We start from the raw sequence: 25,364 nt of genomic DNA, 5'->3' as shown, positions 1-25,364 counted from the left end.
AGGGGTCGTTAGGGGTTTCTCCATTCGGGACCGAATAGCGAGGCTGGAAACAGCATTTCTCGCCGGTTCAGGATATGGAGCGAAGATGAATGTCGGCCGTGCGGAATCCGGATCGGTCGAGGCCGTCGCCGTCATCGGAATGGCCTGCCGGCTCCCGCAGGCGCCCGACCCGGCGGCCTTCTGGGAGCTGCTGCGCGGTGGCCGCTCCGCGATCACGGAACCGCCCGCCGGGCGCTGGGAAGGCGCCGAGGACGCCCCCCGGTTCGGCGGGTTCCTCGCCGACGTCGACCGCTTCGACCCCGAATTCTTCGGGATCTCCCCGCGCGAGGCGGCCGAGATGGACCCGCAGCAGCGCCTGGTGCTGGAACTCGCCTGGGAGGCGCTCGAAGACGCCAGGATCCCGCCCGGGCGCCTCGCCGCCACCCCGGCCGGGGTCTTCGTCGGCGCCATCGCGTCCGACTACGCGGCGCTGGTCCACCGCGGCGGCCCCGCCGCCGTCACCCGCCACACCCTGACCGGCCTCAACCGCGGCCTCATCGCCAACCGCGTCTCGCACGCGCTGAGCCTGCGCGGGCCGAGCCTGACCGTCGACTCGGCCCAGTCGTCCTCGCTGGTGGCCGTCCACCTGGCCGCGGAGAGCCTGCGCTCCGGCGAGTCCACGGTCGCGATCGCGGCCGGGGTCAACCTCAACATCGCCCCCGACACGACCGTCGCGGCCGACCGCTTCGGCGCGCTCTCCCCGGACGGCCGCTGCCACACCTTCGACGCCCGCGCCAACGGCTACGTCCGCGGCGAGGGCGGCGGCGCCGTCGTGCTCAAGACCCTCACCCAGGCGCTCGCCGACGGCGACCGCGTGCACTGCGTCATCCGCGGCACCGCCGTCAACAACGACGGCCACACCGACGGCCTCACCGTCCCGGACCCCGGCGCCCAGGCCGAGGTCATCCAGCGCGCCACCGCCCGCTCCGGCCTCACTCCCGCCGACATCCAGTACGTCGAACTCCACGGCACCGGCACCCGCCTAGGCGACCCCATCGAAGCCGCCGCCCTCGGCCTAGCCCTCAGCGCCACCCGACCCGCCGACACGCCCCTCCTCGTCGGCTCGGCCAAAACCAACGTCGGCCACCTGGAAGGCGCCTCCGGCATCGTCGGCCTGCTCAAAACGGCCCTCAGCATCACCCACGGCGAACTCCCACCCAGCCTCAACTTCCAAACCCCCAACCCCGACATCCCGCTCACCGACCTACGCCTACGCGTACAAACCACCACAACCCCCTGGCCCCAACCCGACCACCTCCGCGCCGCAGGCGTCAGCTCCTTCGGCATGGGCGGCACAAACTGCCACATCATCCTCACCGAACCCCCACACTCCGCCCCGGCGGTAACTGAAGCGCCGTCCCCTGCAGCGCCGCCGCGCGCAGAGGCGGTTGTCGCGGCACTCCGCGCGGAAGCGGCAGACGAGGTGCTGCGTGCGGACGCAGCCGGCGCGCGGGCGATCGCCGTGGCACTTCGCGCGGACGCGCCCGGCACGCCGCGTGCGGAGGCGGTTGGCGCGGTGCGCGCGGAGTCGGTGGTGGCGGCGCTGCGCGCGGAGGCAGCCGGTGAGATGTTGCGTGCCGGGGCGCAAGCGGTCGTGGCGGCACCTCGTGGGGAAGCTGCTGGCGAGGTCTTGCGTGCGGACGGGGCACAGGCGGTCGTGGCGGTGCTGCGTGCGGAGGCGGCTGGCGCGGTGCGTGCGGAACCGGTTGTCGCGGCGCTGGGTGCGCAGGCGGCCGGGGCGGTTTTGCCGTGGGTTGTATCCGCTGCGAGTGAGGGGGCTTTGCGTGAGCAGGGTGCCCGGCTTTATGGCTTTCTCGATCGGCCGGGGGCGGCGGGGGATCCGGATGTGGCGCTCTCGCTGGCCGTGACGCGGACCGTTTTCAAGCATCGGGCCGTGCTGGTGGGTGACCGTGCTGAGGTTCGGGACGGCCTGCTGGCGCTCGCTCGGGGGGAGCAGGCGGTCGCTCTGGTCCAGGGGGTGGCCCGGCAGCGGGGCAGCACCGTGTTCGTGTTTCCCGGGCAGGGGTCCCAGTGGGCGGGGATGGCCGCCGGACTGATTCGCGAGTCGCCGGTGTTCGCTCAGGAGATCGAGGCCTGCGCCCGGGCGTTGGACAGGCACACCGGCTGGTCGCTGACCGAACTGCTGGCCGGGCGCCCCGGCGCGCCTTCGCTGGACCGCGTCGACGTCGTGCAGCCTGCGCTCTTCGCGGTCATGGTGTCGCTTGCCCGGTTGTGGGAAGCCGCCGGTGTACGCCCCGACGCGGTCATCGGCCACTCGCAAGGTGAGATCGCCGCCGCGCACATCGCCGGGGCGCTGTCCTTGGACGACGCCGCCAGGGTGGTGGCGCTCCGAAGCAGGGCCATCGCCGCCGTCGCGGGCCGGGGTGGAATGGCCTCGGTGGCCCTGCCCGCCGACCGGGTGCGCGCGCGGGTGTCCCGGTGGGGCGACCAGCTCGGCGTGGCCGCGGTCAACGGTCCCCGCGCCACCGTGGTCTCCGGCGATGCCGAGGCCCTGGCCGAACTCCTCACCGCCTACCGTGCGGAGGGCGTACGGGTGCGCACCGTCCCCGTCGACTACGCGTCCCACTCGCCCCAGGTCGAACCACTGCGGCGACGCCTCCTCGACGAGCTGGGCGACATCCGGCCCCGCCCGGCGGAGGTGGCGTTCTACTCCACCGTCACCGGCGGCCGTCTCGACACCACGGAACTCACCGCCGCGTACTGGTACCGCAACCTCCGCCAGACCGTGGAACTCGCCCTGGCCGTCCGCACCGCCGTCGCTGACGGGCACGGCGTGTTCGTGGAGAGCAGCCCCCACCCGATCCTCACCGAGGGCATCCGGGAGACCGCCGGCGACGTGCTCGCCACCGGCACCCTCCGCCGCGACCACGGCGACCTACGCCAGTTCCTGCTCTCCCTCGCCCGGGTGCACACCGGAGGCGGCACAGTGGCCTGGCCGGACGTGATCGGCGACCAAGCCCAGCTGGTGGACCTACCCACCTACCCCTTCCAACGCCGCCCCCTCTGGCTCAGACACGATCCCGCCCCCACCCTGGCCGCCCGGCGTGAATCCGCCTCGACCCTGGCCGCCGGACAGGAATCCGCACCCGCCCGGGGATCCGACACGCTTGGCGGACCCGATGGACCAGGTGTATCCGCCGAGGCGAGCGGATCTGACGGGCTGGGTGTATTCGCCGAGGCGAGCGGATCTGACGGGCTGGGTGTATTCGCCGAGGCGAGCGGATCTGACGGGCTGGGTGTATTCGCCGAGGCGAGCGGATCTGACGGGCTGGGTGTATCCACCGAAGCCAGCGGATTCGACGGGCTACGTGTATTCGCCGAGGCTAGCGAATCAGGTGAGTCCGGTGTGTTCGGCGGGCTGGGCGGCTCAGGGAAGTCCAGCGGGCCGGGCGTCGGCGGCTCAAGGGAGCCCAATGGGATCGGCGGCTCCGGCGGGCTCGGCGCGCTCGACCGGATCGAGCGGGAGCGGGCTGTTCGGGTGGCAGTGGCGCAGAGCGCGGCGCTGGTGCTCGGGTACCCCTCCGGCGACGCTGTCGACGACGAGGCGACCTTCAAGGATCTGGGGTTCGACTCGGCGGCGGCGGTCGAGTTCCGGGACCGGCTCGGCACAGCCACCGGGCTGAACCTGCCCGCCTCGCTGATCTACGACCATCCGACTCCCCGGGCGGTCACCGGATACCTGACCGCCACGATCTCGCCCGACGCGCCGCCACCACCAGTCGACGTTCCCGCGGCAGGTGCCGACGAGCCGATCGCGATCGTCGCCATGAGCGGCCGGTGGCCCGGCGACGCCACCTCGCCCGAGGACCTGTGGCGTGTGCTCGGCTCCACCCGCGACGTGATCGGCGACTTCCCTGACAATCGCGGCTGGGACCTGAACCGACTGCTTCCCGCGCCCTTCACCGGCGCGACTGACACCAGCGCGACTGACACCAGCGCCGGTGCCACCGGGGCCTCTGTCAGCGGGACCTCTCTCTCCGGGACCTCTCTCTCCGGGACCTCTCTCTCCGGGACCTCTCTCTCCGGGACCTCTCTCTCCGGGACCTCGGCCATCGGGACCTCTCTCTCCGGGACTTCGGCCGTCGGGACCTCCGTCACCGGCTCTGGCGGTTTTCTGCGCGACGCCGACCTTTTTGACGCGGCCTTCTTCGGGTTGAGCCCGCGTGAAGCCGCCACCATGGACCCGCAGCAGCGGCTGCTGCTGGAATCGGCGTGGGAACTCTATGAGCGGGCCGGCCTGGATCCGGCCGGTCAACGCGGCAGTCGTACCGGCGTATTCGTCGGGGTCACACCGCAGGAGTATGGCCCACGTCTGCACGAGACCCCGGACGGTTACCAGGGCCACGCCCTCACCGGGACCCTGCCCAGTGTGGCTTCTGGCAGGATCGCGTACACGCTGGGGCTGGAAGGTCCCGCGCTCACCGTCGACACCGCCTGTTCGTCCTCGCTGGTCGCCATCCACCTGGCCGTTCAGGCGCTCCGCCGGGGCGAATGCGAGCGGGCCGTCGCGGGCGGCGCCGCCGTGATGTCGACCCCCGGCATGTTCACCGAGTTCAGCCGCCAGGGCGGCCTCGCCCCCGACGGCAGGTGCAAACCGTTCGCCGCCGCCGCGAACGGCACCGCCTGGTCAGAGGCTGTCGGCCTCGTCCTGCTGGAACCGCTGTCACAGGCCCGCCGCCACGGACATCCCGTCCTCGCCGTCGTCCGAGGCAGCGCGATCAACCAGGACGGCGCGAGCAACGGCCTCACCGCCCCCAGCGGTCCAGCCCAGGAGCGCGTCATCCGCGCCGCCCTGGCCGCCGCCGACCTGTCACCCACCGAGATCGACGCGGTAGAGGCGCACGGCACCGGCACCACCCTCGGCGACCCGATCGAGGCCGGAGCCCTCCTGGCCACCTACGGCCAGGACCGCGACCCCGCAACTCCCCTCCTCCTCGGCTCCTGCAAATCCCACCTAGGCCACACCCAAGCCGCCGCCGGCGTCACCAGCCTCGTCGCCATGGTCCAGGCCATCAGGCACGGAACCCTCCCCGCCACTTTGCACGTCGACCACCCATCCCCCCACATCGACTGGACCTCAGGCACACTCGCCCTCCTCACCGAACCCACCCCTTGGCCGACCACCGGACGCCCCCGCCGAGCGGCCATATCCTCCTTCGGCATCAGCGGCACCAACGCCCACCTCATCCTGGAACAGGCCCCCACCGAACTCCCGGAACACACCCCAACTGATTCCAACTCCGAACTCCCCACAGAGTCGGCCCTCGCGTCCCATTCGGGGCTCGATCGTGAGCTCTCTGCGGAGTCAGATGCCGCGTTCCGTTCGGGGTTGGATCGTGAACTTTCTGCGGAGTCGGATGCCGCGTTCCGTTCGGTGTCCGATCGTGAACTTTCTGCGGAGTCGGATCTCGCGTTCCGTTCGGTGTCCGGTCGTGAGCCCTCTGCGGAGCCGGATCCCACGCTTCCTTCGGTGTCCGATCGTGAGCTCGGGGTGGAGTCTGGCACTGAGGAGACGCGGCGTGCGTCGGGGCCGGATGCCATGCCCTTGGATTCCTCGGCCAGGTCTGAGGATGCGCTTCGCGAGCAGGTGTCCCGGTTTCGGGCGGGGGTGGCTGAGGACGATGGGCTTGCTCTGCCGTTGATTTCCTCGGCCAGGTCTGAGGATGCGCTTCGCGAGCAGGTGCCTCGGCTTCGGGCGGGGCTGGCTGAGGACGATGGGCTTGCTCTGCCGTTGGTTCTCTCGGCCAGGTCTGAGGATGCGCTTCGCGAGCAGGCGGCCCGGCTTCGGGGGCGGCTGGCTGAGGACGATGGGCTTGCTCTGCCAGATGTGGCGTACACGCTGGTCACCGGGCGGGCCACCTTCGAGCGCCGGGCTGTGGTGCTGGGTGGCGGCCGTGCCGAGGTGCTGGCCGCCTTGCAGGCGCTCGCCGGAGGTGAGGCTGGCGCCGGGCTCGTGCGGGGTGTCGCCGCTAGGACGGGCGGGCTCGCCTTCCTGTTTCCCGGTCAGGGCAGCCAGCGCGCCGGGATGGGGCGGCGGCTGGCCGAGGAGTTTCCCGTCTTCGCCGACGCGCTCGCCGAGGTGACCCGGCACCTGGACACGCATCTTGACCATCCCATCCGGGAGGTCATGTTCGCCGAGCCGGGCACGGAGAACGCGGCCAGGCTGGACACCACCGCGTACACCCAGCCCGCGCTGTTCGCCTTCGGGGTCGCCCTCTACCGGCTGGCGGAGTCCTTCCTCCCGCAGCCCGACCAGTTGATCGGCCATTCGGTCGGTGAACTGGCCGCCGCGCACGTGGCGGGCGTGTTCTCACTGCCGGACGCCGCCGCGCTGGTCGCCGCGCGGGGGCGGCTCATGCAGGCCGTGCCCGCTGTCGGTGCGATGGCCGCGTTGCGGGGCGGCGAGGCGGAGATCGCCAAACTGCTGGCGGAGCATCCCGGCGCGGTGGATCTGGCGGCGATCAACGGACCCGACTCGGTGGTGATCTCCGGGGACCGGGACGTGGTCGGCGAGATAGCGGAGCGCTGGCGTTCGCGGGGTCGCCAGGCCAAGCTGCTCCAGGTCAGCCACGCTTTCCACTCGCCGCACATGGACGAGGTGCCAGCCGTGTTCCGCGCGGTCGCGGAAGGGGTGGCCTTCGCGCCGCCACGTATTCCACTGATCTCCAACGTCACCGGCCGACCGGCCACCGCCGAGCAGTTACGTGACCCGGGTTACTGGGCGGACCACATCCGGCGGCCGGTCCGGTTCAGCGACGGCATCGCCGCCCTCCGGGAGCTCGGCGTGACCGACTACCTCGAACTCGGCCCAGGCGGCACGCTCACCTCGCTCGCCCACGACTGCCTCGCGGACACGCCCCCGCACACGCTCGTCACCGCGTCCCGTCCCGGCCACCCCGAACCGCTCGCATTCCGTACGGCCCTGGCCACCCTCCACGTCAACGGCGTCTACGTCGACTGGCACGCCGACTGGCATGCCGATCGGCACAGTGATTGGCATGGTGATCGGCCCGCTGATCGGCCCACTGATCGGCACGGGGATCGGCATGGTGGCCTGGCTGGGCGCGGGGCCCGCCTGGTAGACCTGCCCACCTACGCCTTCCAGCGCCGACGCTTCTGGCTCGCCCCGCCTGTCCCCGTCGCCAGTCCCGCCGCCGCTGGACTCGACGCGGCAGATCATCCCCTTCTCGGCGCCGCCATCGACCTGGCGGACGGCCAAGGCATCCTGCTGACTGCTCGCCTCTCCACCAGCGCCCAGCCCTGGCTGGCCGACCACGCCATCGGCGGCACCGCGCTCCTGCCAGGCACGGCCTTCGTAGAACTGGCCACCCACGCCGCCAAGCGCTCCGGCGGGCTCCAACTAGCGGAACTGACCCTGGAGGCACCACTGGCCCTGCCCCCACACGGCGACGTCCAACTCCAAGTCCGCACCACCGCCGCCGACGGTTCCGGCCGCCGCCTGCTCACCGTCCACTCCCGCACCGCGACCACCGAACCATGGACCAGGCACGCAACGGGCATACTCGCCCCCGTCGAGGCCGGACTCGTGACTCCCACGGCGACAGATGCGCGGGCCTCTCTCGAGGCGGGGCCCATGATTCCCACGGCGGCAGACGTGTACGCCCCCGCCGAGGCCGGACCCGTGACTTCCGTGGCGGCAGACGTGCGCGCTCCCGCCGAGGCGGAGCCCGCGGCTTCCGTCCTGGCCTTAGCCGGGGCATGGCCGCCGCCGAATGCCCGGCCCGTCGACCTGACCGGCTGGTACGAGCGACTCCACGACCAGGGCTACACCTACGGCCCCGCCTTCCAAGGGCTGACCGCCGCCTGGCGGTTGGGCGAAGAGGTCCTCGCCGAGGTGAGCCTTCCGGCGGATCAACTACCCACCGCAAGCGGATACGGCATCCACCCGGCATTGCTCGACGCCGCCCTGCACGCCGCAGTGGGGATCGTGCTCCCGGACGGCGATCAGGCGAACCACGATCGAACCAGCCCAGACGGCTCGGACGGCCCGGATGCTCAGAACGGTCACGGCGGTCAGAGCAGGCACGGCGGTCACGTGGGCCCGCACGGCTTGGACGGTCAGAGCGGCCCGGACGCTCAGAACGGTCACGGCGGTCACGTGGGCCCGGACGGGTCGGACAGTCAGAGCGGCCCGGACGCTCACGGCGGTCGCGGTAGTCAGGGTGGGCACGGGCGGGGTGTTCGGATTCCGTTTGCGTGGCAGGGGGTGGTGACGGCTGGGGCTGGAGCGACGGCGTTGCGGGTGCGGGTGACGCCGATTGGGGTGGACACGGTTCGGTTGGTGGCGGTGGATGGCTCGGGGGCGGCGGTGATCGTGGTTGAGTCGCTGACGTTCCGGTCTGCCCCAAGGGGTGGGTTTGCGGTGGCGGTGCCGTACCGGCTGGATTGGGTGGGGGTGCCGACGCCGTCGGCGGTGGATACGGCGCGGTGGGCGGCGGTGGGGGTTGGCGTGCCCGGTGTGCCGCGTTTCGATGATCTGGGGTCGGCGGTGGCGGGCCGGCCGGAGGTGCTGGTGGTCGCGGTGGCGTCCGGTGGGGAGGCGTTGCCGGGGGCGCTGCACGAGGGGACGGCGGCTGGGCTCGGGCTGCTCCAGAGCGCGCTGGAAGATGCCCGGCTTGCGGCGGCCCGGGTGGTTCTGGTCACTCGCGGCGCGATCGGCACGCGTGACGGGGAGGACGTGGCGGGGCTCGGGGATGCCGGGCTCTGGGGCCTGGGCCGGACCGCGCAAACGGAGTTTCCTGGACGACTCACGCTGATCGACCACGATGGCCTGCCGGAGTCGCTGGCCGTGCTGGCGAGTGCGGTGGCGAGCGGGGAGAGCCAGTCGGCGGTGCGCCAGGGCGAGATCCTGGTTCCTCGGCTGGCCCGTCCCACGCCGGAGGACGTCCTGGCGTTGCCCGGCGAGGAGTGGCGGCTGGACGTCTCCACGCGGGGCGTCGCCGACGGGATCGCCGCGCTCCCGGCCGCGGATCTGTCGCGCCCGCTCGCCCCCGGCGAGGTCAGGGTCGCGATCCGGGCGGCGGGGCTGAACTTCCGCGACGTGCTCATCGCGCTCGGCCTCTACCCCGGCGAGGCCAGGATCGGCGCCGAGGCCGCGGGCGTTGTGATCGAGGCCGGACCCGGCGTGGCGGACCTCGTCCCGGGCGACCGCGTCATGGGACTTGTACCGGGGACTATCGGGCCGGTCGCGATCACCGATCGGCGTTACCTGGTGCCGATCCCCGCTGGATGGACGTTCGCGCAGGCCGCCGCCGCGCCGGTCGCCTTCCTGACCGCCTACCACGGGCTCGCCGGACTGGCGGCACTTCAGCCGGGAGAGCGTGTGCTGGTGCACGCCGCCACGGGTGGCGTCGGCATGGCCGCCGTCCAGCTCGCCCGCCACTGGGGAGCCGAGGTTTACGGCACCGCCTCGCCCGCCAAATGGCCGACCCTGCGGGAACAGGGGCTGGACGACGCCCACATCGCCTCCACCCGCACACTCGACTTCGCGACCGCCTTCCCGCCCGTCGACATCGTCCTCAACACCCTCGCCCACGAGTTCACCGACGCCTCGCTGCGCCTGCTCGGCGACGGCGGCAGGTTCGTCGAGCTGGGCAAGACCGACCCGCGCGACCCCGGCGCGGTCGCGGCCGCCCATCCGGGCGTCAGCTACCAGGCGTTCGACTTGTTCGAGGTGGACCCCGACCGGATCGCCGTAATGCTCGGCGAGCTGACCGGCCTGTTCGGCAGCGGCGCGCTGGCTCCCCTGCCGGTCACCGCCTGGGACGTACGCCACGCCCGGCGGGCGCTCCGCCGCCTCAGCCAGGCGCGGCACACCGGCAAGCTGGTCCTCACCCTGCCGGCCGGACGGCTGGACCCGGACGGGACCGTCCTGGTGACCGGCGGGACCGGTGCCCTCGGCGCGCTCACCGTACGCCATCTGGTCACCAAGCACGGGGTACGGCACCTGCTTCTCGCCAGCCGAGCCGGTCTGAGCGCGCCGGGCGCCCCCGAGCTCCGGGCCGAACTGGCCGAACTCGGCGCCGACGTGCGGATCGCCGCCGTGGACGTCGCCGACCCGATCTCGCTGTCCGCGCTGATCGACGCCGTGCCGGCCGCGCATCCGCTGACCGCCGTGGTGCACGCGGCGGGCGTCCTCGACGACGGCGTGCTCGGGTCGCTCACCCCGGAGCGGATCACGGGCGTCCTGCGGCCCAAGGCCGACGCCGCCTGGCACCTGCACGAGCTCACCCGGGACCGGGACCTGTCGGCCTTCGTGCTGTTCTCGTCGGCGGCCGGTCTCCTCGGCACCGCGGGCCAGGCCGGGTACGCCGCCGCCAACTCCTTCCTCGACGCGCTGGCACGGCACCGGCGGGCGAACGGCCTGCCCGCCACCGCGCTGGCCTGGGGACAGTGGGCCGAGCCGAGCGGCATGACCCGCCACCTCACCCCGGCGGACCGCGCCCGGCTGGCCCGCGCCGGGCTCCCGCCGATGGGTACCGCGCAGGCACTCGCCCTGCTCGACGCCGCGCTGGCCGGGCCGGATCCGGTGGCGGTGACCGCCCACCTGGACCACGAGGCGAGCGGTTCCCCGCTATTCGCCCACCTTCGCCGGAACCGGGCCCTCGCGAACGGCCATTCGCCCGGACACGCGAACGGTCATGCGCCTGGCTATGCGAGCGGCCATTCGGCCGGTTACCCAAACGGTCACGCGGACGGCCACCCGAACAGTTCCGCGTCATTGGCCGGGGAGCTCGCGCTCCGCTCCGAGGCCGAACAGTCGAGCCGCCTGCTCGACCTCGTACGGACCGCCGCGGCGGCGGTGCTCGGACATGTGGACACCGACGCAGTCCCGCCCGACCGGGGCTTCCTGGAAGGCGAGTTCGACTCGCTCAGCAGCGTCGAGTTGCGTAACCGGCTCGGTCAGGTCACCGGTCTGAGGTTGCCGTCCACCCTCGTGTTCGATCATCCGACTCCGCTCGCGCTCGCCGCGTACCTGCGGGAACGGCTCGTCCCGGCGGAGCCGGAGAGCGGCGCCGAGCTCGGGACGGTGGTGGACGCCGAGATCGACCTGGCCACCAATGAGGAGCTCTTCGAGCTCATCGACACCGAACTGCGTCTTTCGTGAAGGGCATCGCGTCCATGACCGAAGAAGAGAAGCTCCGCTCCTACCTCAACCAGGTGACGCACCAGCTCCGGCGGACCCGGCAGCGCCTCCAAGAGGTGGAGTCGGCGAGCCGGGAACCGATCGCCATCGTGGGCATGGCCTGCCGGTTCCCCGGCGGGGTGGCTTCACCCGCGGATCTGTGGCGGCTGGTGACCGACGGGCGGGACGCGATCGGGCCCTTCCCCGCCGACCGCGGCTGGGACCTCGACGCGCTCTACCATCCCGATCCGGACCGCAGCGGTGCCACCTACGTCCGGGAGGGCGGTTTCCTCTACGACGCCGCCGGCTTCGACGCGGGGTTCTTCGGGATCTCGCCCCGGGAGGCGCTGGCCACCGATCCGCAGCAGCGGCTGCTGCTGGAGACCGCCTGGGAGGCGCTGGAGGACGCCGCCGTGGACCCGTCCGCGCTGCGCGGCTCCGACGCGGGCGTCTTCGCGGGCGTGATCGCCCAGGAGTACGGCCCCAGCCTGCACCACCGCCCGGCCCGCAACACCGACGGCTACGTGCTGACCGGGAACACGACCAGCGTCGCGTCGGGGCGGATCGCGTACTCGTTCGGGTTCGAGGGTCCGGCGGTGACGGTGGACACGGCCTGTTCGTCGTCGCTGGTCGCGTTGCATCTGGCGGCGCAGTCGCTGCGGCTGGGCGAGTGCTCCTTCGCGCTCGCCGGTGGCGCCACCGTGCTGGCCGCGCCCGGCATGTTCATCGAGTTCGCGCGGCAGCGCGGGCTGGCCCCCGACGGCCGGGTCAAGGCGTTCGCGGGTGCGGCGGACGGCACCGCGTGGGCGGAGGGCGTCGGGCTGCTGGCGCTCGAACGGCTCTCGGACGCGCGCCGGAACGGGCGCCGGGTCCTGGCTCTGCTGCGGGGCAGCGCCGTCAACCAGGACGGCCGCAGCAGCCAGCTCACGGCGCCGAACGGCCCGTCCCAGCAGCGGGTGATCCGGCGGGCGCTGTCCTCGGCCGAGCTGGCCCCCAACCAGATCGACTTGGTGGAGGCGCACGGCACCGGCACGACACTGGGTGACCCGATCGAGGCGCACGCGCTGCTCGCCACGTACGGGCAGAGCCGCGACGCCGGCCGTCCGTTGTGGCTGGGTTCGCTGAAGTCGAACATCGGTCACGCGCAGGCGGCGGCGGGGGTCGGTGGTGTGATCAAGGTGGTGCAGGCGATCCGGCATGGGTTGCTGCCGCGGACGTTGCATGTGGATGAGCCGTCGCCGTATGTGGACTGGTCGGCGGGATCGGTGGAGTTGCTGACCGAGACCCGGGAGTGGCCGTCGGGCGTGACGCGCCGTGCGGGCGTGTCGGCGTTCGGCGTGAGTGGCACCAACGCCCACGTGATCATCGAAGAGCCGCCGTCGGAGCCGCTGTCGCCGTTGTCGTCGCCCGAGGTCGCGTCCGGGTCAGGGTCACTGGCAGGGGCCGTGGCGGGGTCCAAAGCCGCATCCGCAGCCGCGTCCGAGCAAGGGTCCACGGTCGCGTCCGCGGCGGGATCCGAGGCTGCGTCTTTGGCCGCGTCCGTGGTGGGAGGAATCGGCGAGTCGGCGCGCCTGGCCGCTCGCTCTCGGCGGGTGGCCGGTGCTCCCACTGTCGATGCGTCGTTGCCGGTGTCGGCTTCGCCGTCGTCGCTGGGGGCTCCGGCATTTTGGGTGGTCTCTGGGCGTAGTCTCGCGGGTCTGCGAGGGCAGGCGACGCGGTTGGCAGAGCTTGCGGCAGCTGATCTTGATCCGGCGGATGTGGGTTATTCGCTGGCGCGTGGTCGTGCGGTTCTGGATGAGCGTGCGGTGGTGGTTGCCGGTGACCGTGGGGAGTTGCTGGCGGGGTTGTGGTCGTTGGCGGCGGGTGAGCCCTCGGGTCAGGTGGTCGGTGGTCGTGCGGGTCGGGCGTTGGCGTATCTGTTTTCTGGTCAGGGGAGTCAGCGGGAGGGGATGGGCCGGGAGCTGTATGAGCGTTTCCCGGTGTTCGCTGAGGCTTTTGACGCGGCCGTCAAGGAGTTGGACGCCCATCTGGCCGGGGCTCTGGTCGGGGGTGCGCCAGGCGAGGCGGTCGGGGGTGGGCTAGGCGTGGTGCCCGCTGACGTGCCGGGCGGCGCGGTCGGTGAGCTGGGCGGGCTTTCGGTTCGGGATGTGGTGTTCGGTTCGGCTGGGTTGCTGGATCAGACCGTCTATACGCAGTCGGGCTTGTTCGCGTTGCAGGTCGGGCTGTTCCGGCTGTTGGAGTCGTGGGGGATATTTCCGGATTTTCTGGTGGGTCATTCGATTGGGGAGTTGGCGGCGGCGCATGTGGCCGGGGTGTGGTCGCTGACCGATGCGGCGAGGGTGGTGGCCGCGCGGGGCCGGTTGATGCAGGCGTTGCCGTCGGGTGGGGCGATGGCTGCGATCGAGGCGAGCGAGGAGGAGGTTCCCGAGGGCGTTGAGATCGCGGCGATCAACGGGCCCAATTCGGTGGTGATCACGGGTGATGAGGACGCGGTCGAGGCCGTTGTCGCCTCATGGAAGCGGCGGACTCGGCGGTTGACGGTTAGCCATGCGTTCCATTCGGCCCGGATGGAACCGATGCTCGGCGAATTCCGGCAAATCCTGGAATCGGTGACCTTCAGTGAGCCGGTGATTCCGGTGGTGTCGACGTTGACCGGGCGGGTGAGCGACATCACCGATCCGGGCTACTGGGTGCGGCAGGTTCGCGAGCCGGTTCGTTTCGCCGACGCGATAAGAACGCTGGACGCCGCCGAGGTCACGACATTTCTGGAAATCGGGCCGGACGCGGTGCTGGCGGGGATGGCGCGTGAGTCGCTTCCGGACGGCCGGGTGGTCGCCTCCGTGCTGCGCAAGGGCCGTCCCGAGGAGGAAACCGCCCTGTTCGCGCTCGGCCACGCCCACATCCACGGCCGCCCGATCGACTGGGAGGCCGTCATCCCCGGCGCGACCAGGGTCGACCTGCCCACCTACGCCTTTCAGCGGGAACGCTTCTGGCTGGACGCGAGCAAGCCGGGCGGCGCGCTGGCCCAGGGCGTTGACGCCTGGCGGCACCAGGTGGCGTGGCGCCGCATGCCCGAGCCCTCCGGTGGGAGTCTCCAGGGGCGGTGGCTCGTCCTTGTCCCAGAAGGCGCGGGGGCAGAACAGGCGGCCGACCTCGCCGAGCGGGCGCTGAGCCGTCGCGGCGCGCAGGTCGTCCGGGTCCTCGTCCCGTCCGCCGACCGGGCCAAACTCGCCGCCGAGCTGGCGTCAGCGGGCCAGGTCGCGGGCGTGCTCTCGCTCCTTTCGGTCACCACCCGCGATCGTGCGGAGGCCGTCCCATGGGCGTACGCGGGGAATCTGGCCCTGCTCCAGGCCGCGCACGACACCCTCCTGACCGCCCCCCTCTGGTATGTGACCGGGAACGCCGTCTCGACTGGCTCCGGCGACGCCGCCCCCGATCCCGCGCAGGCGCTGCTCTGGGGCCTGGGTGCGATCGCATCCGTGGAGAGTCCCGCCCACTGGGGTGGCCTCGTCGATCTGCCAGAGCCGTACAACGAAGAGAACTGGGAGCGGCTCGCCGCGCTTCTCGGGGGCGCGGAACGTGAGGTCGCCATCCGCTCGTCCGGCGTGTACGCCCGGCGCCTGGCCCGCACACCCCCGCCCGACGAGACCCGGTCCTGGACGACAGACGGCACCGTCCTGGTCACCGGCGGCACCGGCGCGCTCGGCGGTCACGTCGCGGCCTGGCTGGCGGGCCGGGGCGTACGGCATCTTCTCCTGGTCGGCAGGAGAGGGGCGGCCGCGCCGGGCACGGCCGAGCTGAGCGAGCGGCTCGCGGCGCTCGGGGCGGAGGCGACCTACGCCGCCGCCGACGTCGGCGATCGGGACGCGCTGGCCCGCGTGCTCGCGTCGATCCCGCCGGAACGCCCGCTCACCGCCGTCGTGCACGCGGCGGCCGACCTGGACGACGGCCTCATCACCGCGCTGACACCGGAGCGGGTCGAGCGCGTCCTGCGGGTCAAGGCGGGCGGGGCCCGGCATCTGCACGAACTCACCCGCGACCTCGACCTGTCCGCCTTCGTGCTGTTCTCGTCGGTGGCCGGCGTCTGCGGCGTGGCCGGGCAGGCCAACTACGCGCCAGGCAACGCCTACCTGGACGCCATGGCCGCGCGCCGCCGGGCGGAGGGACTGCCCGCCACCTCGATCGCCTGGGGTCGCTGGGCGGGCGCGGGCCTGGCCGACCCGGCGGCCGGGCGCACCCTCGCCAGGTACGGCCTGCGCGCCATGCCCCCAGACCTGGCCGTCACCGCCCTGGGAAAGGCCCTCGACCGTGACGAGACCCACGTGGTGATCGCCGACGTCGACTGGGCGGCCCTGTTCGGGAACCGCCCGCACACCCTGGTGAGCGAGCTGCCGGAAGCCCACCAGGAGACCACGACGGCGCCCCCCGCCGAGGAAGACCTGGCCGGACGGCTCGCCGGGCTGACCGAGACCGAACAGCACCGGCTCCTGCTCCGGCTGGTACGGACCCAGGTCGCCGCCGTGCAGGGCCGCCCCTCACCCGAAGCCGTGGACCCCGGCGTGCGCTTCCGCGACCAGGGATTCGACTCGCTGGCCGGGGTCGAACTGCGCAACCGGCTCGCCGCCGCCACCGGCCTGCGGCTGCCCCCGTCCCTCGTCTACGACCACCCCACCCCCGACGCCCTGGCCGCCCACCTGCGCATTGAGATCGCCCCCGGTTCCGGGCCGGACGCCGTGGCCTCGGTCCTGGAACGGATCGACGCGCTCGAAGGCGCGCTGGCCACCCTGACCGGTCAGGACCGCGAGGCCGCGGGGGCCCGGCTGCGGCGGCTGGCCACCTGGGGGGACGGCGTCCCCTCCGCGGCCGACGAGCTCGAGTCGGCGGGCGACGACGAGCTCGTCGAGTTCATCACCAGAACCCTCGGCATCTCCTGAACCGGTGAGGCAACGATGACTGACGACCAGATCCGGCATCTGCTCAAGCGGGTCTCCGCCGAGTTGCACGAAACCCGGCAACGGCTCCAGCGCGTACGGGACGACCAGAGCGAACCGATCGCGGTGATCGGGATGGCCTGCCGGTTCCCGGGCGGGGTGCGATCCCCCGAGGACCTCTGGCGGCTGGTGGCCGACGAGGTCGACGCGGTCTCCGAGTTCCCGGACGACCGGGGCTGGGATCTGGACCGCCTGTACGACCCCAACCCTGACCGCCCCGGCACCACCTACACCCGGCACGGCGGGTTCCTGGCGGATGTGGCGGAGTTCGACGCGGAGTTCTTCGGGATCTCGCCGCGGGAGGCGCTGGCCACCGACCCGCAGCAGCGGCTGCTGCTGGAGACCGCCTGGGAGGCGTTCGAGCGGGCCGGCCTCGACGTGTCCGCCCTGCGCGGCGGCCGCACCGGCGTCTTCGCCGGGATGAACGGCCAGGACTACGCGGCGCGCCTTCCCTATGTCCCCGCCGCCGTCGACGGCTACCTGAGCATCGGTACGGCGGCGAGCGTGGCGTCGGGACGCATCGCGTACACGTTCGGGTTCGAGGGCCCGGCGGTGACGGTGGACACCGCCTGCTCGTCCTCGCTGGTGGCCCTGCACCTGGCCGTCCAGTCGCTGCGATCGGGAGAGTCCGACCTGGCACTCGCGGGCGGGGTGACGGTGATGACCTCGCCGGTCGGTTTCGTGGAGTTCTCCCGGCAGCGCGGCCTGGCCCCCGACGGCCGCGTGAAGGCGTTCGCCCGCGCCGCGGACGGCACCGGCTGGGCCGAAGGCGCCGGGTTCCTGCTGGTGGAACGCCTGTCGGACGCGCTCAGGCTGGGCCACGAGGTGCTGGCCGTGGTACGCGGCTCCGCCGTGAACCAGGACGGCGCCTCCAACGGCCTGACCGCGCCGAACGGGCCCGCACAGCGGCGGGTCATCCGGCGCGCGCTCGCCTCCGCCGGGCTGTCGGCGGGCGAGGTCGACCTGGTGGAGGCGCACGGCACCGGCACCACCCTGGGCGACCCGATCGAGGCGCACGCGCTGCTCGCCACGTACGGCCAGGGGCGTGATCCGAGCCGACCGCTCTGGCTCGGCTCGGTGAAGTCGAACATCGGGCACACCCAGGCGGCGGCGGGCGTGGCCGGGGTCATCAAGGCGATCGAGGCGATCCGGCGCGGCCTGCTGCCCCGGACCCTGCACGTGGACGAGCCGACACCGCACGTCGACTGGTCGGCCGGGCAGGTAAGGCTGCTGACTCGCGCCCAGGAATGGCTATCGGACGTGCCCCGGCGGGCCGGGGTGTCGGCCTTCGGGGTGAGCGGCACCAACGCCCATGTGATCATCGAAGCGGCTCCGGTGGTGTCATCTTCGTCGTCGTCCCCTCGATCGCCTATCGGGACGATCACGGAAGAAGCCGCGCCGGCTGCCGTGACAGGTGCGGTGCCATGGGTGCTCTCTGGGCGAACTCACGCAGGCCTTCGCGCTCAAGCCGCTCAACTGGCCGGATATCTCACGACAGAACCGAATAAGACGGACGCGGGGCACTCACTGGCCACCCGCCGCGCGGTTCTCGACGAGCGCGCGGTCGTGGTCGCCACCGACCACGACGACCTGATCGCCGGGCTGCGATCTCTGGCGAACGACGAACCATCCGCCAGCGTGATTCACGGCGGTACGGGCGGCGAGCTGGCATATCTGTTCACTGGCCAGGGAAGCCAGCGAGAGGGAATGGGCCGGGAGCTGTATGAGCGTTTCCCGGTGTTCGCCGAGGCTTTCGACGCGGCGGTCGCAGAGCTGGACGCTCATCTGAGCGGCGTCTCGGTTCGGGATGTGGTGTTCGGTTCGGCTGAGTTACTGGATCAGACGGTTTATACGCAGTCGGGTCTGTTTGCGTTGCAGGTCGGGTTGTTCCGGCTGTTGGAGTCGTGGGGGATATTTCCGGATTATTTGGCGGGTCATTCGATCGGGGAGTTGGCGGCGGCGCATGTGGCCGGGGTGTGGTCGCTGGCGGACGCGGCGAAGGTGGTAGCTGCGCGGGGGTGGTTGATGCAGGGGTTGCCGCCTGGTGGGGCGATGGCGGCGATTGAGGCGGTCGAGGAGGAGGTTCCCGAGGGGGTCGAGATCGCGGCGATTAATGGTCCTTCGTCGGTGGTGGTCACCGGTGATGAGGACGCGGTCGCGGCAGCGGTGTCCGAGTTCGCCGCTCGGGGGCGGCGGACTCGGCGTTTGACGGTCAGCCATGCGTTCCATTCGGCCCGGGTGGAACCGATGCTCGGCGAATTCCGGCAAATCCTGGAATCGGTGACCTTCAGCGAGCCTTCGATCCCGCTGGTGTCGACGTTGACCGGTCAGATCACAACCGTCACTCACCCGGATTATTGGGTGCGGCAGGTGCGGGAGCCGGTCCGGTTCGCCGATGCCGTGAACACTCTGGATGCCGCAGGTGTCACGACATTTCTGGAATTGGGACCTGATGGGGTTCTGGCCGGGATGGCGCGGGAGTCGCTTCCGGATGAGCGCGTGATCGCTTCCGTGCTGCGCAAGGGTCGTCCCGAGGACGAATCCGCCCTGCTCGCGCTCGGCCACGCCCACATCCACGGCCGCCGGATCGACTGGAACGCCGTATTCCCGGGAGCGAGAAAGGCCGATCTGCCCACCTATCCGTTCCAACGGCAGCGCTACTGGCTCGACGTTCCGCAAGCGCCGCCCAACGGTGCATCCGATCACCCGCTGCTGGACGGCGTCGTGCACCTGGCCGGCGGCGGCGTGCTGCTCACCGGCAGGATCTCCACCCGCTCACACCCCTGGCTCGCCGACCACGCCATCGCCGGAACACCGGTCTTTCCTGGCACCGCCCTGGTGGAACTCGCCCTCCGGGCACTGAACGAAGCGGGCGGCAGCACCCTGGACGAGCTGGTGATCGAGACCCCGCTAGTGCTCCCGGATCACGACACAGCGGAAATCCAGGTCTCCGTCGAGCATCTCGACGTCGCCATCCACTCCCGGCTCGACGGCGGCGAATGGCTCAGACACGCCACCGGCCGCATCACCACCACCGACCACCAGCCCCCTCACCAGCACACCGCCCGTCGGGATTCCACCACTCGGGACTCCGGCGGTAAAAGGGTCGCTCGTGAGGGTTCCGGCGGTCACGAGGTTGCGCGTGAGGGTTCCGGCGGTGAGGGGGTCGCACATGGCGTTTCCGGCGGTCACGAGATTGCACCTGAGGGCTCCGGTGGTCACGAGGTTACGCGTAGGGCTTCCGGCGGCACGGGGAATGCGAGTGGTGTTTCCGGTGGTCAGGGGGGCGCGCGTGAGGACTTTGGCGCCGAGGGCTCCGGTCGTGGGGGCTTCGGCCTGGTTGAATGGCCGCCCGCGGATGCCGAAGCAGTCGATGTCCGGGGGCTCTACGACGGGTTGGCCGTTGCCGGGCTCGATTACGGTCCTGCGTTCCAGGGTGTGACGGGCGCATGGCGGCGTGGTGAGACGATCTTCGCTGAGGTGGTTCTTCGGGAGGGTGAGCACTCCGATGCCGCTCGTTTTGGTGTTCATCCCGCGCTGTTCGACGCTGCCCTTCATGTCGCCGCCGACCAGAGCCGGGTCCTGCTGCCCTTCGCCTGGCAGGGTGTCCGCGCGTACTCCTCCGGGGCCACCACCGCACGGGTCAGGCTGACCCCGGCGGGATCCGACGCGTGGGCCGTGGAGGTCGCCGACGTCACTGGCGCGCCTGTGGTCTCAGTTGACGTGCTCCGGTCCAGGCCGATCGACCCGGACACGCTCCGGTCGGCTCCACGGCAGGATCTCTACCGGGTGGACTGGGTCGACGTTTCCACCACCACCTCCGCCACTGACCCCGTCGATGTGATCGACGAGCCGCTTAGCGGGGACGTACACGACCTGGTCAACCGGGTGCTGGCCGAGCTGAGCCGCCGTCTCGGTGATTCGTCGGAATCCGTGGTGGTCGTGCGGACCAGGAACGCCGTCTCCGCTCTCCCCGGTGATGCCGTCGATCCGCGAGCGGCGGCGGTCTGGGGGCTGGTCCGTTCGGCCCAAACGGAGCATCCAGGACGAATCGTCCTGATCGACGGTGACGTGCCCGCGATCCCCGCCGACGAGCCTCAACTCGCCGTACGCGGGGAGCGGATCCTGGTGCCCCGATTGGTGCGGGCGGCGGACACGGCGAGTCGGGTCAAGCCCCTCGACGGGGATGGGGGAGTGGGGAGCCACGGCAAGCCGGCCGGTCCGGGAGGGGAATCGGGAAGCCGCGCCGAGCGGGTCGATCCCGGTGAGGAGCTGGCGAGGCACGGCAAGCTGCTTGATCCGGGTGGGGAGTTGGCCATCAGCGCCAAGCCGTTCGACCCGGATGGGACGGTGTTGATCACTGGTGGCACGGGTGGGCTCGGTCGCCTGCTTGCCAGGCATCTGGTGGTGCGGCACGGCGTACGGCATCTGGTGCTGACCAGTCGTCGTGGCGCGCACGCCCCCGGCGCGAGTGATCTGAGAGATGAGTTGGCCGCGCTGGGCGCTCGCGTCGATATTCTCGCGGGAGACGCGGCCGACCGCGGCTTCCTTGAAACTGTGCTCGCCGCCATTCCGCCCGAGCATCCGCTGACCGCCGTCGCGCACACCGCCGGAATCGTCGACGACGGGGTGCTGACCTCGCTCACCCCCGACCGAGTCGCGGCCGTGCTGCGTCCCAAGGCGGACGCCGCCTGGCACCTGCACGAGCTGACCAAGGATCTCGACCTGGCCTGGTTCGTGCTCTACTCCTCGGTCGCCGGAATCCTCGGCAGCGCCGGGCAGGCGAGCTACGCGGCGGCCAACGCCTACCTGGACGCCCTGGCGGAGCATCGGCGCACGCTTGGCCTGCCCGCCGTGTCGCTGGCTTGGGGGCTCTGGGCGGAGAGCACCGGCGTCACCGCGCATCTCAGCGAGGCCGACCGGGCCCGGGCGGCCCGGGGCGGCGTGCGGGCGCTTCCGACGGCGACTGGCCTGGAGCTGTTCGACGCCGCGCTCTCGCTCGGGCACCCCGTCGTGGTCGCGGCCGCGCTCGACCCGCGATCCGGTGGCGAGGCGCCCCTGCTCCGCGGGCTCGTCCGCGCCCCCCGCCGGGCCGCCGCGCCTGAACTCCCGCTGGTACGGCGGCTGGCTGCGCTCGACGAGACCGCCCGTGCGGAGGCCCTGCTGGCCCTGGTCCGGGCCGAGGCCGGGGCGGTCCTCGGCACCAAGTCGGTGCCCGCCCAGCGCGCGTTCAACGACCTGGGACTCGATTCGCTGATGGCGGTCGAACTGCGCAACCGCCTCAACACGGCCACCGGTCTGAGACTCCCCGCCACCTTGACTTTCGACCATCCGACCCCGGCCGCGGTCGTGGATCACCTGCGCGCCCAACTCGAAGTCGTACAAACCGGCGGGCAGACCGCTGGACGGGACGGAGGAGAAAGCGCTGGACAGAGTGCTGGACGGGCTGGCGGGGAATTTGGCGGCGAAGTTGGCAGGGACGCTGGCAATCAAACCGGCGGCGGAGCCGACGGGCCGACCGGTGGAGAAGCTGGCTGGGGGAGCGGCGGAGAAGCTGGTCGGCGGAGCGGTGGGGAAGCTGGCGGGCGTATCGGCGGTCGGATGGAGGGCCGTGGCGGCGGCGGGCGGGTGGATGCTTCTGAGGATGTGATCGCCATCGTTGGGATGGCGTGTCGGCTTCCCGGGGGGATCGCCAGTCCCGATGACCTGTGGCGGCTGGTCGAATCGGGTGGGGACGCGATTACGGACTTTCCGGTCGATCGAGGGTGGGATCTGGAGGCTCTCTACCATCCGGACCCGGCCAATCCGGGCACCTCGTACACCCGGTCTGGGGGGTTCCTGCATGACGCGGCCGAGTTCGACGCCGCCTTCTTCGGGATCTCGCCCCGGGAGGCGCTGGCCACCGACCCGCAGCAGCGGCTGTTGCTGGAGACCGCCTGGGAGGCGTTCGAGCACGCCGGGATCGACCCGGACAGCCTTCGCGGGAGCCGGACCGGGGTCTTCGCCGGAGTGATGTACCACGATTACGCGCCCAGGCTGGGGGAGGCGCCCGTGCCGCTGGAGGGCTATCTGGCCAACGGCAACGCGGGGAGCGTGGCGTCGGGGCGGATCGCGTACTCGTTCGGGTTCGAGGGTCCGGCGGTGACGGTGGACACGGCCTGCTCGTCGTCGCTGGTCGCGTTGCATCTGGCGGTGCAGTCGCTGCGGTCGGGGGAGTCGGATCTGGCGCTGGCGGGCGGGGTCGCGGTCATGGCCTCCCCTTCGGTGTTCGTGGAGTTCTCCCGCCAGCGCGGGCTGGCCGCCGACGGGCGGTGCAAGGCGTACGCGGGCGCCGCCGACGGGACCGGGTGGGCGGAAGGGGTGACCCTGCTGCTGGTCGAGCGGCTGGCCGACGCCCGGCGGCTGGGCCACCAGGTGCTGGCCGTGGTGCGCGGCACGGCGGTCAACCAGGACGGCGCCTCCAACGGTCTCACCGCGCCGAACGGGCCATCGCAGCAGCGGGTGATCCGCCAAGCGCTCAACAACGCCGGGCTCGCCCCCGGCCAGGTGGACGCCGTGGAAGGCCACGGCACCGGCACCACGCTCGGCGACCCGATCGAGGCGCAGGCGCTGATCGCGGTGTACGGCCAGGACCGTCCCGGGGATCCGCTCTGGCTCGGCTCGCTCAAATCGAACATCGGGCACACCCAGGCGGCGGCCGGAGCGGCCGGGGTCATCAAGATGGTCCAGGCCATCCGGCACGGAGTGCTCCCCAGGACGCTGCACGTGGACGAGCCCACCCCGCACGTCGACTGGTCGGCCGGCGCGGTCGAACTGCTCACCAAACCCCGGGAGTGGCACTCCAGCGGCCCACGCCGCGCGGGCATCTCAGCTTTCGGCGTCAGCGGCACCAACGCCCACGTCATCATCGAGCAGGCCCCACCAGACCTCACCTTCTCCCCGAAACACACCCCGGCACCGCCCCAGGAATCGGCCCCTGGCCTGGCCTCGACCTCCGCCCCCGTTCCGGCACCGACCTCTGCCTTTATTTCGAATCCGGCTCCGGCCACGAATCCGGCTCCGGTCACGAATCCGGCTCCGGTCACGAATCCGGCTCCGGTCACGAATCCGGCTCCGGTCACGAATCCGGCTCCGGTCACGAATCCGGCTCCGGTCACGAATCCGGCTTCGGTCACGAATCCGGCTTCGGTCACGGGTTCGGCTCCGGCCACGAATCCGGCTTCGGTCCCGGGTTCGGTCCCGGTCACGGTTGCCGACTCGGCTTCTGTCTCGGCCACGTCCCAGGGAATGACGGCTGCCTTGGAACCTGATCCGACGTCGGCGTCTGTCGCTCGCGGGCCGGAGACGGGTGTCGCCGGGGTCTTGGCCTGGCCGATTTCGGCTAGGACGGCTGAGGCGCTTGGTGGGCAGGCTGCGCGGCTGGCGGAGTTGGCCGAGTCGGTTGACGCGGTGGATGTCGGGTTCTCGTTGGTGACGACGCGGGCCGGAATGGAGCATCGGGCGGTCGTGCTCGGTGGTGCGGATGGGTTCGGGGCCGGGTTGCGGGCGCTGGCGGGGGGTGTGTCGTCGTCGCGGGTGGTCCGGGGGGTGGCCGACGCCGAGGGCAAGGTGGTGTTTGTCTTCCCTGGTCAGGGGTCGCAGTGGGCGGGGATGGCGGTCGAGTTGCTTGACGAGGCCCCGGTGTTCGCCGGGCGGCTGGGGGAGTGCGGGAGGGCACTCTCGGCGTACCTGGACTGGACGCCTGAAGAGGTGTTGCGGGGCGCGCCTGGGGCGCCGGAGCCGGAGCGGGTGGATGTGGTGCAGCCGCTGCTGTGGGCGGTGATGGTGTCGCTGGCCGCGCTCTGGGAGTCCTACGGGGTGCGGCCGGATGCGGTGGCGGGGCACAGCCAGGGGGAGATCGCGGCGGCTTGCGTTGCGGGCATTCTCAGCCTCGATGACGCGGCGCGGGTGGTGGCGTTGCGCAGCCGGGCCATTCTGGCGCTGGCCGGGAGTGGGGCGATGGCGTCGATCGCGCTGCCGCCGGAGGACGTGGAACCCCGGCTGGGGGATCTCGTCTCGATCGCGGCCGTCAACAGTCCGGCGCAGGTGGTGATATCCGGGGACGCGGACGCGGTGGCGGGGCTGGTCGAGACGTACAAGAACGAGGAGGTCAGGGCGCGGCTCATCCCCGTGGACTACGCCTCGCATTCCGCGCACGTGGAGCGGATCGAGGCCGAGTTGCGCGAGGCGCTCGCGCCGGTCCGGCCGCGTCCGGGCCGGGTGCCGCTCTACTCGACGGTTACCGCGGACTGGCTCGGCGATACCCCGATGGACGCCGGCTACTGGTATGCCAACCTGCGCGAGCGGGTGCGTTTCGACGCGGCCGTGCGCGGCCTGGCCGAGCAGGGATACGGCGTGTTCGTCGAGGTCAGCCCGCATCCCGTGCTGACCGCCGGGATCCAGGAGACCCTCGCGGGCACGCCCGCGGTGGTGGCCGGATCGCTCCGCCGCGACCAGGGCGGCCTCGGCCGTTTCCTCACCTCGCTGGCCGAACTGCACGTCCGAGGTGTCCCTGTGGACTGGCTGCCGCTGTTCCCGGGAGGCCGCCGGGTGCCACTGCCGACCTACGCCTTCCACCGGCGCCGGTTCTGGCTGGATGCCGCGCCCCCCGGAACCAGGGCCGCCGAGGTCGCGCCGGAACCGGCGCCCCGGTCCATCACCGCGCTGAGCGGGCCCGAACTCGACGAGGCGGTCCTGGACCTGGTACGCGCCGAGTCCGCCGTCGTCCTCGGCCACGACGGGGGGAGCGCCGTCGAACTCGGCAGGCCCTTCCGCGACCTGGGCCTCGACTCGCTCACCGCCGTCGACCTGCGCAACCGGCTGAACGCGGCCACCGGCCTCCAGCTGCCGCCCACGCTGGTCTTCGACTATCCGACCCCGGCCGCGATCGCGGGCTACCTCAGGGACGAGCTGTCCGGCGCGGCCGTCAGGTTCCCGTCCGCGAACGCCTCCCTCGACTACCTGGAGACCGTGCTCGCCGCCGGGGCCGAGCCAGAGCTGCTGGCCAGGATGCGGCGGCTGCTTGATCAGTGGGGAACCGCCGCCGCTCCGGGCACCGCAGTCGACCTCGACTCCGCCACCGACGAGGAGCTCTTCCAGCTTCTCGACCACGATTCGCTTTGAGGAGC

General features: G+C 71.8%; 3 protein-coding genes. All 3 read left to right on the top strand.

Annotated elements, in window-relative coordinates:
* Positions 1-85 precede the first annotated feature (85 nt).
* Genes Amac_RS56060 through Amac_RS57260 form a run of 3 tightly spaced genes read left to right on the top strand, consistent with a single transcriptional unit; the run spans position 86 to position 25,359 of the window.
* The gene (locus Amac_RS56060) at positions 86-11,188 is read left to right on the top strand and encodes a type I polyketide synthase (RefSeq protein WP_246268251.1); all 11,103 of its coding nucleotides are present in this window, start codon (positions 86-88) and stop codon (positions 11,186-11,188) included.
* 14 nt (positions 11,189-11,202) lie between these two features.
* Positions 11,203-16,140: a type I polyketide synthase gene (locus tag Amac_RS11300; protein WP_155354284.1), complete on the top strand. Its 4,938-nt coding sequence runs from the start codon at positions 11,203-11,205 to the stop codon at positions 16,138-16,140.
* A 15-nt stretch (positions 16,141-16,155) separates the two neighbouring features.
* Positions 16,156-25,359, top strand: coding sequence for a type I polyketide synthase (locus Amac_RS57260; RefSeq protein ID WP_170322434.1), 9,204 nt, complete (start codon positions 16,156-16,158; stop codon positions 25,357-25,359).
* Positions 25,360-25,364 lie beyond the last annotated feature (5 nt).

Source organism: Acrocarpospora macrocephala (assembly GCF_009687865.1).
Classification (GTDB): Bacteria; Actinomycetota; Actinomycetes; order Streptosporangiales; family Streptosporangiaceae; genus Acrocarpospora; species Acrocarpospora macrocephala.
The sequence above is the reverse complement of the archived record's forward strand: the minus strand, read 5'-3'. Positions and strand labels throughout refer to the sequence as shown.

Coding starts and splice junctions, on each gene's coding strand:
- Amac_RS57260 (WP_170322434.1), top strand. CDS start 16,156: ATGACTGACGACCAGATCCGGCATCTGCTCAAGCGGGTCTCCGCCGAG.
- Amac_RS56060 (WP_246268251.1), top strand. CDS start 86: ATGAATGTCGGCCGTGCGGAATCCGGATCGGTCGAGGCCGTCGCCGTC.
- Amac_RS11300 (WP_155354284.1), top strand. CDS start 11,203: ATGACCGAAGAAGAGAAGCTCCGCTCCTACCTCAACCAGGTGACGCAC.